Source organism: Persicimonas caeni, from assembly GCF_006517175.1.
Lineage (GTDB): Bacteria > Myxococcota_A > Bradymonadia > Bradymonadales > Bradymonadaceae > Persicimonas > Persicimonas caeni.
Window position 1 is genome coordinate 3,369,557 of sequence record NZ_CP041186.1, and the last position, 12,132, is coordinate 3,381,688.

Here is a 12,132-nt window from a genome sequence, read left to right on the forward strand (position 1 = left end):
GCCTCGACAACACCCCGATCCCCTCCACAACCCAATCCCGCACATTTTTCCCGCCCGGCACCGCATTTGCACCGTCTCCCCGACGTATCCCGGACGTACAGCCGACACTCGATGACTGCTGACCAAGAACGGAGGAGACGCAAATGGGCCCCACACAATTCGCAAAACGCGCCTTAATCGCACTCAGTGCCTCACTCATGCTCGCCGCCTGCGGCGATATCGAGAGCACCGGCGGAGATTATGCCTATGCCCCCGATCACAACGGCTCGCCGAACTACAACAACTCGCAGAGCTACGCCGACGCGGGCACGAGCGAGCAGGCCGATCCCGACTATCAAGAGGGCGAGAATTACGAGGAGTGGGAGGAGAACGACTTCGTCGACACCGCCACCGAGAACACCTCGACGTTCTCCATCGACGTCGACAACGCCTCCTACACCCTGATGCGCCGCGACATCCGCAACGGGTATCTTCCGGCGGCCGAAGGGGTGCGTCCCGAGGAGTATATCAACTTCTTCAGCTACGATTATGTGCAGCCGGCGGGTGAAGATCCGTTCTCTATCAACATGGAGATCGCGCCCAGCAAATTCGGCGCGGAGGACCACAAGCTGCTGCGCATCGGCCTGCAGGGCGAGGAGATCCCGGTCGAGGACCTCAAGCCGACCAACCTGGTCTTCCTGATCGACGTCTCCGGCTCGATGCAGAGCTCGCACAAGCTGCCGATGGTCAAAGAGTCGCTCTACACGCTGCTCGACCACCTGCGCCCGTCCGACTCGGTGGGCATCGTGGTCTACGCCGGCGCCGATGGGGTCGTCCTCGAACCGACCGAGGTGCAAAACCGCGCCCAGATCCAGTCGGCCATCGAGAACCTGTCGGCCGGCGGGTCGACCAACGGCGAGGCGGGCATCGTGTCGGCCTATAAGATGGCTGAGCAGGCCAAGATCGAGGGCGGCAACAACCGCGTGATCATCCTGACCGACGGCGACTTCAACGTGGGCAAGACCGGCGACGACCTCGTCCAGCTCGTGCGCGACTACCGCGACAAGCACATCAGCCTGACCTGCGTGGGCTACGGCATGGGCAACTACAACGACGCGACCATGGAGTGGTTGGCCCGCGACGGCAACGGCAACTACTTCTACGTCGACAGCGAGCAGGAGGCCCAACGCATCTTCGGCGACAACCTGCCGTCGACCCTCGAGGTCATCGCCTCCGACGTCAAAATTCAGGTCGAGTTCGACCAGACCAGCGTCGCGCGCTACCGCCTGGTCGGCTACGAGAACCGCGTGATGGCCAACGAAGACTTCGACGACGACACCAAAGACGCCGGCGAGATTGGCCCGGGCCACACGGTCACCGCGCTGTACGAAATCGAGCTGAGCCCCGACGCGGCCGCCTCGACCAACAACTTGGCGACGGTGCGCATGCGCTACAAACCCCAGTACGGCGACGAAAGCAAGCTCTTGCAGCGCGGCATCAAGATGTCGCAGGTCAAAGACACCTTCGAAGGCGCCAGCGACAGCTTCCGCTTCGCCGCCGCCGTGGCCGAGTACGCCGAAATCCTGCGCGAGAGCAAGCACTCCGAAGGCGCACGCTACGACGATGTCCTCTCCATCGCCCAGGGCGCCAACCCCGGTGCCGACCCGCAGAAGACCGAATTCGTCGACCTGGTCGGCATGGCCAAGACGATCGCTTCGAACTGACGGTGGAGTTCACCACGGGGAGCACGGGGACACGGGGAACTACTTTTTACTCGCTCCCTGTGGTCCCCTTCACGCTACCTAAGGGCGGGATTCACCACGGGGAGCACGGGGGGCACAGGGAACTACTTTTTCTTCTTCCACGTGCTCTCCCGTAGTGATTCCAACGCCTTTTTTGCCTCTCCCCGTGTCCCCGCGCCCCCAGTGGTGATTCAAAAGTCCTCTTTCTCGACGACAGGCTGCCCATTGCGCTCTAAGACGAGCATCACGAAATTCGACCCGCGCGGCACCATCGCCATTTCGATGTCGCGTCGGTCGAATTTTTCACGTGTGGGATCGATGAATTTCTGGGCCGACTCGCACGCACGGATGCGGCGCACGACTTCGTCGTGGTCGATCTCGCCGTGGCCCAGGATGCGGTCGCGGATGAACTCGGCGCAGGCAAGGTCGTCGTCGCCGGTGGGGTTGGAGGCGACCAAGTTGATCCGACTCGCCTCGCCGCGCTCGACGAGCGCGTGGATATGGTCGGCGGTCTGCTGGGCGTTGGTGTAGCCGGTCACGAGCACGACACCGTCGTGCCCGTCTCGCCCATGCTGCATCGCGTGCAACGTCGCGCGTACCCCGTTGGTCGTGCTCAAGATCATGCCGTGGCCGTCGAGTTCGCACCCGGCACAGTCGAACGGCGAGTTGCCCAAGTCGAAGCCCTCGATCTTGATGGCGTCGCGCTCGCCGGCGAGCACGTAGTCGGGGTGCTCTTCTTTGAGCGCAAACGCCTCGTCAACCTCCCCGGCGAGCAGCACCTCGGTGGCGCCGTGCAAAAAGGCGACGTGGGTCGTCGTAAACGCCCGGATGACGTCGATGACCACGTTGACGTCGGCGTCGGGCAGCTCGGGCGTGTGGCCCTGGAAGATGGCGATGGTGGGTTGGGTCATGGGGAATCTCTCCTTTCGGTAGGCCTTGCTGAACAGACACGCCGGCTATTGAGGTGGAACTACTATTGAAGGGCGGACGACCAGCTGCGTTTGCGCGAGGCGGTCGTTATGCCGATAAGCCACGTGCTCTTGAGGTGGAACTAGCATTGAAGGGCGGACGACCAGCAGCGTTTGCGCGAGGCGGTCGTCGTGCAGATAAGCCACGTGGCTGTTGCCGAGATGCACCGCCCCGCAGATGCGCCGCGACTTGTCCGCCCTTTAATATTAGTTTCTTCAATAGCTGGCGCCACGCTCCTGCAAGGCAATCGTTGGCCAAGAACGTAAAGGCACCACATTCTCATGATTGCTTACAAGTTGCTTGACTGACTGCAGCGGTCGAGCTGCAAAGCACTTCTCTCCGCCCGAAATACAGAACCTCACCCCAACTTGTAGCTCACCGGCAAGACGAACGTCTTCTGCTGCCAGGTGAGTTCTTGGGGCGGCACGGGAAAGCGCTCGAGGTTGCGGATGGTATCGACGGTGCTCTCGTCGAGGACGGTGTGGCCGGATGATTTATAGACCTTCACCGCCAAGATGCGACCGGAGCGGTCGACGGTGATCTTGACCAGCACGCGCCCCTCCAGACCTGCTTTGCGCGCAAAGCGCGGGTAGGACTTGGCCTTGCTGATGTGGCGGTGCAGGATGAGGCCGTATCGCTGGTTGAGCTTTTTGTGGTCGACGCCGGTGCCTTTGCGGATGCCGCGCGGGCCCGACTGCTTGGAGGCGCTGCCCACGCCCTTCTCGGCGGTCTGGTCGGCGCGGGCAGTGCCCTTGCCGTCGCCCGAATCGACCGGCGCGGTCGACGCTCGGGCTTTGGCGGTCGCCTCGGCCTCAGAGTCGGTCTCGACGGGGCTGTCGGAGTCCTCGGTCTTGTCGGTGACCACCGATTTCAGCTCTGTTTCGGGCTCGGGCTTTTCTTCCGGCTCGGGTTCTTCTTCGGGCTCCGGCTCGGGCTCGGGTTCCGGTTCGGGCTCGGGTTCGGGCTCCGGCTCTTCTTCAGGCTCCGGTTCGGGCTCGGGCTCCGGCTCTTCTTCAGGCTCCGGCTCCACGGGATCCGGGACGCCTTCTGCCGGGTCCTCGCTTCCATCCTCCGACACCTCGTCGGGGAGCACGACCTTCATCTGCACAGACGCCAGCTCCCGAAATGCGGTCGATTGGGCCTCGACCTCTTCGGGTACCTCCACGGTATGCGCGTAGCCCAGCAGGGCGACGTGCAATAGCGCGGAGACCACAATGGCACCTTTGAGATTCATAGATAACGTTTCGCTCGTGTTCCCGACACTTCGAAAACCTAACCAGTTTCTTAATGAAAACGAGTTTCACTTGCAACAAGCGGATTGTTTCAAACATGGCATTTGTCGCTCGGGCGACCAGCCTTTAACTTCGAAGACAACAACGCTCCACCCTAAACTCGAGACCCCTAAATCCCCAAACCCGAGACCCCTAAACACCCAAACCCTAGACCCCCAAACCCCCACCATGAAAACCATCTGCATCTTCTGTGGCTCATCTCCCGGCAACGATCCCGTCTATGCGCAGGCCGCCCAATTGACCGGCGCGACGCTCGCACGCGAAGGGTTCCGAGTGGTCTACGGCGGCGGCAGTGTCGGGTTGATGGGCGAGGTGGCCGACGCCGCGCTCGCCGAAGGCGGCGAGGTCATCGGCGTGATCCCGACGGGGCTCAACGACAAGGAGCGCGCCCACAGCGGGTTGACCGAGCTGCATGTGGTCGGCTCGATGCACGAGCGAAAGGCGATGATGGCCGACCTGGCCGACGGCTTCATGGCGCTGCCCGGCGGAATGGGCACCCTCGAGGAGTTCGCCGAGATCTTTACCTGGGCGCAGCTCGGCATCCATAAAAAGCCGTGCGGCCTGCTCAACGTCGAGGGCTATTTCGACCCGCTGATCTCGTATTTCGACCACGCTGTGGCCGAGGGCTTTTTGTGGGAGGATCACCGCCGGATCATCCTGAGTGGCGACTCGCCGGACGATCTCATCGCCCAGTTGCGCGCCTACGACCCCCCGGCGGTCAAGCAGTGGATCGACGAGAGCGAGACCTGAACCCCCGAGCTCGCGCCAGGCGCCACACCACCACCAAAGAGGCCACGGCGGCGGCGATGAGCGCGCCGTGCAGGCTTCGTGGCGAAGACGGATCGCCCGTCGCACACAGCGTCAGATTGTAGGGCTCGGTCGGCTCACTCGCGGCCAACGGCGCCCAAGCGCTGCCGCAGTAGGCGTTGTCGACCGTACAGCCCTCACGCAGGGTGTAGACCCGGTTGAGTGGTCGATCCAAGAGCTCCTCGAGCCGCGTTCGAGAGGCCGACTCAGAAAGCACGAGCCCGAGCACGGCGACCAACTCGACGGTGGCCTCGCGTGCTTCGACCACGCGCATCTCGTCGAAGGCGCTCTCGTCGGTGTCGCACTTGTCGAGGCGCTTGGAATGTGCCGGGCCGTCTCGCGGCTCGAAGTAGCGCTCCTCGACGACGTCGACGAAGTTGCTCATCGCCACCACCCTCATCTCGTCGTCGCGCAGCGTGTGAGCGTAGGCATCTTGAACCACGTGGGCGGCGCGCCCCAGATGAAACGCCGCCGCGACCAGCCACACATCGACCTCGCCGTAATAGGCAAAGCTCCAGCGCGCCCGCTCGAGCAACTCCTCGTCGGTCTGCCAGCTCGACCGCGCCCGCTCGAGGCGTTCGACGACCACCTCTCGAGCGCGCTCGATCGCAGCCGCATCGCCTCCTTCGTAGTCATGGTCGCTCTGGCGCAGCGAGTGCTTGGGCTGGTTGCCATCCTGCAGGTGCAAGCTTCGCGTCTCGTTGAACTTGATGACACTCAACCCGTCGGTGTCCGGCTGGCGCACCCCGGCCACAAACGAGGCGAGGACGAACTTCTCGGCCCACGACTGCGCCGAGAACCCGTAGCGCTGCGCGGTTTCGTCGACAAAGGCGCGGGTCTCTTCGTCGTCCGGCACACCACTCGCCCGAACGCGCTCGGTGAGCAGGCTGACGAGCTTGGGCCCGGCGGAGCCGGCGGAACCAAAGGGCTCGGCTTCGGCGCCGAGCGCCCCCAGCATCAGCCGCTCGTGGCACGGCTCGCTCTTGGGCGACAGGATATAGAACGCGCTGGCCGGCGGCGGCGCCAACCATCCGAGGGCCAACGTGCACAACACCACGAGAAGTCGACTGCGAGACATCATCGCACACTCCACTCGAAGCCGAGACGCGTCATGAACGAGACGAGCACCAAGGGGATGCCGTCGGTCACCGGCACGGTCAGATCGAGCCCCACCGGCGTCAGCTCGAAGGCCGCCTGCTCGCCGATCGCCCAGCGGATCGAGACGGGCCGAATGTCGAGAAACCACCCCGACGTCCCCGCCTCGTCGAGGTCGGTATCTTCGAGCAGCACCGACACGCCGGCGATGGCGCTGGTGCGGGCGTGACCCAGCACGTACAGCCCCTCCACGCCCACCCCGGCGTTGAGCAACGTCAGCGTGTCTGTCTCCTGGGTGAAATCCCAGTTGTGGTCGAGTTCGACCAGCGAGAAAACCCCTAAGTTTTCGAAGCGATAGCCGCCCAGAAGGCCGACGTTGATGCGCGGGCTGAAGACCTCGCGCCGGGTGTCATAGAAGCTTCCGCCCAGCTCGACTTGCGCCCAGGGCGCGTGAGGGCGCAGCACCGGGACCAGACGCTGGATCTTTTCGCGCTTCTCTTTGACGACCTCTTCCTCTTCTTCGTCGCCTGCGCTCGCGCGCGTGACCACGAGAAGCTGGGCGAAGACAGCCGCAAAAATCGTGAGAGATATGAAGGTGGGACTACATCGCCGCATAGCCTGCCAGACTGATGGTACTCCGACACCCCAAACGTAGGTGCCCGGCGGCGGGCAACAATAGAGAGAGTCGTAGCTTCAGGTGCTGTGACAGGCTTCGAGGTCGGGACGTGTGGTCGAGCTTGGAGTGCTCAGGCTTGGTCGAGGATCTGGCGGATTTGGTCGAGGCGCGCGGGCTTGACGAGGTGATGGTCGAAGCCGGCCTCGACAGCCTTTTGACGGTCCGAGGCCTGTCCGTAGCCGGTCAGCGCGACGAGAGTGGTGTGATCTCCCAAACTGTGACTTCGCAGTTGGCGGGCGACTTCGTAGCCATCCATGCCCGGCAGGCCGATGTCCAAAAAGATAACCTCGGGCTCGAAGTCGAGCGCCTCTTCGAGGCCGGCCTCGCCGTGATGCGCCACCCTTACCTGACACCCCTGTAGATCGAGCAGCGCAGCTAAGGCGTCGGCGATGTCGACGTTGTCGTCAACCACCAATACCCGCAGCCCGTTGCTTCCATCTGCTCCTAACTCTGCCATTTGGTCGAACTCCTCAGTCAGCCGCGACGATCTGTGTGAGCTTGAGCACATCCATTCATTCGGCAACACCTCCGTCACGGTCCTCAATTGCGGAGAGATTGCCATCCATTCTTACTGCACTGGTAATATCGTCACCGTTGTCGGGTGACTCCAGCGCTCACGCGCAATCGGTGCGTACCATCATCCCTTCAAACAACAAGCGGTGCGGCGGTCCTAGCAGAAACTCGGCCGCTCGCCAACTCGGATTGTCCCAGATAGCAGAGTCGGTTATAGTCACCACAAATCCTCATACAGCTTTGGAGGGGATAACACCCAAAGCTTGTCTGGAGCGCATGCTTCTTGGATTTGTCGTGATGGCATTGAATGGATGTGTCGTAAAGATGTTGCCCACAAGGTGATCATGGAGACGGAAAAGTGGGCCCACCTACTCGAGCGCGCCGGTACCGACACATTTGTCGGACGCCAGCGTGAACGCCACAGCTTCGAGCGTTTTTTGCGCGACGAGGACTGCCACCTGCTGCACGTCACCGGGCCTGCCGGAATAGGCAAGACCGCGCTGTTGCACGAGTTCTGCCGATACGCGCGCGAACACGGGTGGAAGATTCTGTGGCTCGACGCCGCTGCCATCGAGACCGTAGCCTCGAAGCTCGAAGAGGGGCTGGCCCCCGCGCTCCAGGCGGCAGAGGACGAAGACTTACTGATCGCCGTCGACGAGTTCGACCACTGGCAAGCTCTGCACCGATGGATGCGCCAAGACTTGCTGCGGCGCCTCCCCTCCTCGGTGCACATGGTCACGGCCGCCCGCTCCCCGCTGGACGACGCTTGGTTGACGGCTCCCGGGTGGGAGAAGATCGTCGACTCGTTTACGCTCTCCGAGCTCAGCGATCGCGAGAGTCTCGAGCTGCTCGAGGTGCGGGGCGTTGGTGAACAACAGCGTGCTGCGGTCGCCCAATTTGCCCAAGGCCATCCCCTGGCGCTGACCGTGGCCGCCGACGTGGTCAGCCGTCACCCCGACCGAGAGTTCAGCTGCGAGGCGGCCGTCGATGATCTGCGACTCTTGCTTCGCCGTCTGTTGAGCGAGGCCCCTTCGCGGGCCCACCGCCAGGCGATGAAGCTGGCCAGCTTGGTCCGTCGGACCACCGAGCCACTGCTCGCCGACGTCCTCGATGTCGACGACGCCTCCGAGTTGTTGCGCTGGCTGGCCGAGCGGCCCTTTTTCTCCCACGACGAGCGCGGATTTTCCCCCCACGACTCCATCCGCCGGTTGCTCAACGACGAGATGCGACTGTTCGAAGAGCGTCAGCGCGAGCGGATGCTGCGCCGCGCCATGAGTTACTTTTTCGACCAAGCGGAGTCGTCCTCCGGTGAGGCTTACGAGCAGGCGATCATCGATCTGGGCTATTTGTTACGCGACGACATCTTCAACGAATGGGCTCCCGTCGAGGCGATGCGCTACTACACCGACACGCCCACGGAGGCCGAATTCGACCAGTGCGTGCAGACCGTGTGTCGCTTCGAGGGCGAAGAGGCGGCCAAACTCGCCCGGCACTGGCAACAAGAGCAATCCGAGGGGCTTGTCGCCGTGCGCGATGCCGAAGAAGCGTGCGTAGGCTTTTGTCACTTTCTCGATTTCGATCGCATGGGCCCAGATGCCTCCCGGATCGACCCGGCGATCGCCATTGTCGAGGACTATTTGGACGAAGCGCCCCTTCGCGAAGGCGAGACGGCCCGAATCTGCCGGTTCTGGATGGCGACCGACACCTATCAAGACTGGAGCGGTGCACAGACGCGTATGTTCGTGCATATCTTCCACCGCATCGCGGCCAGCGCCGGAGTCGCGGTCGGACTCACCGTTCATGCCCACCCCAAAAAGTGGGTCACCCGCCCCGAGAACCGCTTGGAGCCTCTGGGCCAGTTCGAGCTCGACGAGACCCCCTTTGTGGTGTTCGCCCAGGACTGGCGAAAAATCGACCGCACCGACTGGCTGCGTGACATGGTCTACGGACTGATGGGCGCGCCGCCCCGGCAAGAGAATACGCCCACGCCCACCTTGCTATCCCGCGAGAACTTCAAGACCGCGGTCAAGCAAGCGCTCAAGCACTTTCATCGTGGCGACCGACTCAAGTGCAACCCGATGCTCGAAACGCCGTTGGTCCTCGCCCACTGTGATGATGCTTCACGCCCCGAGAACCTCGTCGAGACACTGCGCGAGCTTCTCGAAGAGGCGTGCCACTCGCTGGGCGAGACCGGCGGCGACAAACGCCACGTCGAAGTCCTCGATCGCACCTACCTGCAGAGCAACCCCAAAAAGCAGAAGGCCATCGCCGAAGAACTCGGGATGGCCTACAGCACGCTTCGCTACCACCTGGGCCAGGCGGTCGACCGCGTCGTCGATCACCTATGGACAGCCGAACAGGAACTCATCGACGTCTAACCCTCCCTCACCCTTCCTCACCTTTCTCCACATACTCCCGCAAAAACTCCGGGATCGACGAGCGGTGAAACCCGTTGAACGCCTCGGACGCGTCGTGCTCGGGAATCGGAAAATTGCCCGGGTACAGCGGCGCGCCACCGTCGACGGCCAGGGTCTGGCCGGTGATGAACGCCGCCGCGGGCGACAACAAAAAGCAGACCGCCGCGCTGACCTCGGCCTCGGTGCCGAGGCGCTTCATGAGCACGTTTTCGCGCAACGAGGGAATCGTCGCTTTGACGTAGTCGGGGTAGGTATCCATGCCCGACGACGCGATCCAACCGGGCGCCACCGCGTTGACGCGCACCCCGGTCGCCGCCCACTCGACGGCCGCCGTCTTGGTGAAGTTCATCATGCCGGCGCGCGCCGCGCCCGAATGCCCCATACCGGGCATCCCCTTCCACATGTCGGCCACGATGTTGACGATGGCCCCGCCGCCCTCTTTCATCGACTGGTCGAACACCTCGCGCGCCATCAAAAACCCGCCAGTCAGGTTGGTCCCCACCACGGCGTCCCAACCCTTCTTAGAGATGCCCACCAGCGGCGCGGCGAATTGCCCGCCGGCGTTGTTCACCAGAATATCGATGCGCCCGCGCGCCTCGACCACACTGGCGATGACTTCCTTGACGCGCTCCTCCTCACGGATGTCACACGTCTCCCAGCTTGCCTCGCCGCCGTCCTCTTCGATCTCGGCGGCCACGTTTTCGAGCTTCTCCTGGGTGCGGCCCACCAACACCACGTGCGCCCCCAGATGGGCGAGCTCGTGCGAAATACAGCGGCCAATGCCGCTGCCCCCGCCGGTCACGATGGCGGTCTTGCCGGCAAAGATGTCGTCGCGAAGAATCGATCGGTAATCGGACATGTCAGCGTCTCATCTCGGTAGGTTAGTGTTCGCTGACATACTGTCGTTCCTCTGGTGAGTTTGTCAAAAAGGATCGAACCGCGAAGGGCGCGAAGCGCGCGTCTTTGGTGGTTCGATCCTTGGCTATGCCGGCGCAACCTCCTCTCCCCGGCGCATCTGGTCGTGGATTTCGGTCAGTTTCGCCCCCATCGTGCCGCAAGCGGCCAAGACTCGGCCATCTTTGAGGTAGCGGGCGATGAATTTGCCCTCGCCGATATCGCCCTCGATGTTGATCTCGTCCCAGTCGTGGGCGTAGCCGACGTATTTGACCGAGGTGTCGAACTGGCGCGTCCAGAAGAAGGGGACCTCGTCGTACTCTTTGTGTTCGCCTGCCATGTTGAGCGCGGCGATCTTGCCGTGCTGCTCGGCCAGGCGCCAGTGCTCGATGCGAATCGATTCGCCGGTCTTCGGGTGGGGGAAGCGGGCGATGTCGCCGGCGGCCCACAGGCCGTCGGCGGCCTTCATGGTCGCGTCGACGGTGACGCTGGCGTCGTCGTTGAGCGCGATGCCCGACAGGTAGCTCGTGCGCGGGCGCACGCCGACGCCCATCACCACCAAGTCGGCCTCGAGTTCGGTGCCGTCGTCGAGGACGACCACGCGCGAGCCATCGCGCTCCTCGATGCGCTCGACGCCGCGCTCCAGGTAGAACTCGACGCCGTTGTCGCGGTGCATGTTCAGAAAGTACTCGCCGACCCGCTCGCCCAAGACCCGCTCGAAGGGGATGCGGTCGATGGAGGCGACCGACACGTCGATGTCGCGACTCGTGAGCGAGGCGGCGACCTCCATGCCGATAAAGCTCGACCCGATCACGACCGCCTTTCGGGCGTCTTCGGCCGCCGCGATGATCGCGTCGGCGTCGGCCACGTTGCGAAGCAGCATCACCTGGTCGAGCTCGGTGCCGGGGATGTCCAGCGTTCGGGGTGTGCCGCCGGTCGCCAACAACAACGCGTCGTAAGTGCGCGTCTCGCCATCGTCGAAGATGATCTTCTTGTCGCCCACCTCCACGCGCTCGACGGCACGTCCGCACTCCAGATCGATGTCGAACGCCTTGTAGAACGACTTTTCGCGAAGCGGCAGCCAGTCGGGCTCGGCGTCGCCGGCCAAGTAAGCCTTCGATAGGTTCGGCCGGTCGTAGGGTGGGTCGTCCTCATAAGTGATCATCGCGAGCTTGCCGGTGTAGCCCGCGCGCCGAAGCGTCTCGGCGGCGAAACTTCCGGCCGCGCCGGCGCCCAAAATCAGAAACTCGCGCTCGTCTCCCTCGGCGGCGCCCCCGAAGTCGGGCTGGCGGTGCTCTTCGGCGCCGTCGGGCACCGTGACGACCACCTCATCGCCCTCGATATTCACCTCGAATTTGTTCAGACAGTCACGCCCGGGCGGCTCGATATGCTCGCCGTCGGTCACGTTGTAGACGGCATGGTGCCACGGGCAGATCACCGTGTTGCCACTGAGCACCCCATTGGCCAGGGGTGCGCCGTAGTGCACGCAATGCGCGCCCACGGCGTGATAATCACCGTCGATGCGGGTGAGCAGCACGTCCGTGTCACCGACTTCGACCTGCTTCATCTCGCCGTCTTGAAGATCGTCGACTTTCGCTACGGTTTTGGTGGGCATAGGGGTCTTGGGGCTTGGAGTCTTGGGGTCTGGAGGTTGGGAAGAAGCTAGAACCGAGAGGGTGGGTGTAAAGACGCGCACGATTTTCCGGCGATAGACGCAAATTTTTCCGAACAAATGTTTCGAAAAAAAC

General features: G+C 63.2%; 10 protein-coding genes. 3 read left to right on the forward strand and 7 right to left on the reverse strand.

Annotated elements, in window-relative coordinates; genetic code table 11:
• Positions 1 to 143 precede the first annotated feature (143 nt).
• Entirely contained in the window at positions 144 to 1,703 is a 1,560-nt protein-coding gene (locus FIV42_RS12485; protein WP_141198012.1) for a vWA domain-containing protein, read from the forward strand.
• A 209-nt stretch (positions 1,704 to 1,912) separates the two neighbouring features.
• Here FIV42_RS12485 and FIV42_RS12490 read toward each other — a convergent pair whose 3' ends face one another.
• On the reverse strand, positions 1,913 to 2,632 hold the full coding sequence (locus tag FIV42_RS12490) for a 2-phosphosulfolactate phosphatase (RefSeq protein ID WP_141198013.1): 720 nt from the start codon (positions 2,630 to 2,632) through the stop codon (positions 1,913 to 1,915).
• A 416-nt stretch (positions 2,633 to 3,048) separates the two neighbouring features.
• A complete protein-coding gene (locus FIV42_RS12495) occupies positions 3,049 to 3,924 on the reverse strand; it encodes an energy transducer TonB (protein ID WP_141198014.1) in 876 nt (291 codons plus the stop codon).
• A 226-nt stretch (positions 3,925 to 4,150) separates the two neighbouring features.
• On the opposite strand from FIV42_RS12495, the gene FIV42_RS12500 reads away from it, so the two are divergent.
• Positions 4,151 to 4,732 carry an LOG family protein gene (locus tag FIV42_RS12500; protein WP_141198015.1) on the forward strand — a complete coding sequence of 194 codons (582 nt, stop codon included), beginning with the start codon at positions 4,151 to 4,153 and terminating at the stop codon, positions 4,730 to 4,732.
• Here the strand turns inward: FIV42_RS12500 and FIV42_RS12505 are convergent.
• The 3 genes from FIV42_RS12505 to FIV42_RS12515 form a co-directional block, all read right to left on the reverse strand.
• Positions 4,701 to 5,870 (reverse strand): hypothetical protein, encoded by a 1,170-nt coding sequence (locus tag FIV42_RS12505; protein ID WP_146983773.1) that lies wholly within the window; start codon positions 5,868 to 5,870, stop codon positions 4,701 to 4,703. The two genes, FIV42_RS12500 and FIV42_RS12505, sit on opposite strands and share 32 nt — an antisense overlap.
• Positions 5,867 to 6,433, reverse strand: a complete 567-nt coding sequence (locus FIV42_RS12510) for a hypothetical protein (protein WP_141198017.1) — start codon at positions 6,431 to 6,433, stop codon at positions 5,867 to 5,869. The genes FIV42_RS12505 and FIV42_RS12510 overlap by 4 nt, the downstream gene beginning before the upstream one ends.
• A gap of 197 nt (positions 6,434 to 6,630) precedes the next feature.
• A complete protein-coding gene (locus FIV42_RS12515; protein WP_222615444.1) occupies positions 6,631 to 7,017 on the reverse strand; it encodes a response regulator in 387 nt (128 codons plus the stop codon).
• 400 nt (positions 7,018 to 7,417) lie between these two features.
• Here FIV42_RS12515 and FIV42_RS12520 point away from each other — a divergent pair, with 400 nt between their 5' ends.
• Positions 7,418 to 9,451 (forward strand): ATP-binding protein, encoded by a 2,034-nt coding sequence (locus tag FIV42_RS12520; RefSeq protein ID WP_141198019.1) that lies wholly within the window; start codon positions 7,418 to 7,420, stop codon positions 9,449 to 9,451.
• A gap of 7 nt (positions 9,452 to 9,458) precedes the next feature.
• On the opposite strand, the gene FIV42_RS12525 is transcribed toward FIV42_RS12520, so the two are convergent.
• Positions 9,459 to 10,349, reverse strand: a complete 891-nt coding sequence (locus tag FIV42_RS12525; RefSeq protein WP_141198020.1) for an SDR family oxidoreductase — start codon at positions 10,347 to 10,349, stop codon at positions 9,459 to 9,461.
• A 123-nt stretch (positions 10,350 to 10,472) separates the two neighbouring features.
• A complete protein-coding gene (locus FIV42_RS12530) occupies positions 10,473 to 11,999 on the reverse strand; it encodes an apoptosis inducing factor family protein (RefSeq protein ID WP_168210598.1) in 1,527 nt (508 codons plus the stop codon).
• Positions 12,000 to 12,132: the final 133 nt, after the last annotated feature.

What these genes read in the sequence shown, in the direction of transcription:
- FIV42_RS12485 (WP_141198012.1), top strand. Translation starts at nt 144, where the DNA reads ATGGGCCCCACACAATTCGCAAAACGCGCCTTAATCGCACTCAGTGCC.
- FIV42_RS12490 (WP_141198013.1), bottom strand. Translation starts at nt 2,632, where the DNA reads ATGACCCAACCCACCATCGCCATCTTCCAGGGCCACACGCCCGAGCTG.
- FIV42_RS12495 (WP_141198014.1), bottom strand. Translation starts at nt 3,924, where the DNA reads ATGAATCTCAAAGGTGCCATTGTGGTCTCCGCGCTATTGCACGTCGCC.
- FIV42_RS12500 (WP_141198015.1), top strand. Translation starts at nt 4,151, where the DNA reads ATGAAAACCATCTGCATCTTCTGTGGCTCATCTCCCGGCAACGATCCC.
- FIV42_RS12505 (WP_146983773.1), bottom strand. Translation starts at nt 5,870, where the DNA reads ATGATGTCTCGCAGTCGACTTCTCGTGGTGTTGTGCACGTTGGCCCTC.
- FIV42_RS12515 (WP_222615444.1), bottom strand. Translation starts at nt 7,017, where the DNA reads ATGGCAGAGTTAGGAGCAGATGGAAGCAACGGGCTGCGGGTATTGGTG.
- FIV42_RS12520 (WP_141198019.1), top strand. Translation starts at nt 7,418, where the DNA reads ATGGAGACGGAAAAGTGGGCCCACCTACTCGAGCGCGCCGGTACCGAC.
- FIV42_RS12525 (WP_141198020.1), bottom strand. Translation starts at nt 10,349, where the DNA reads ATGTCCGATTACCGATCGATTCTTCGCGACGACATCTTTGCCGGCAAG.
- FIV42_RS12530 (WP_168210598.1), bottom strand. Translation starts at nt 11,999, where the DNA reads ATGCCCACCAAAACCGTAGCGAAAGTCGACGATCTTCAAGACGGCGAG.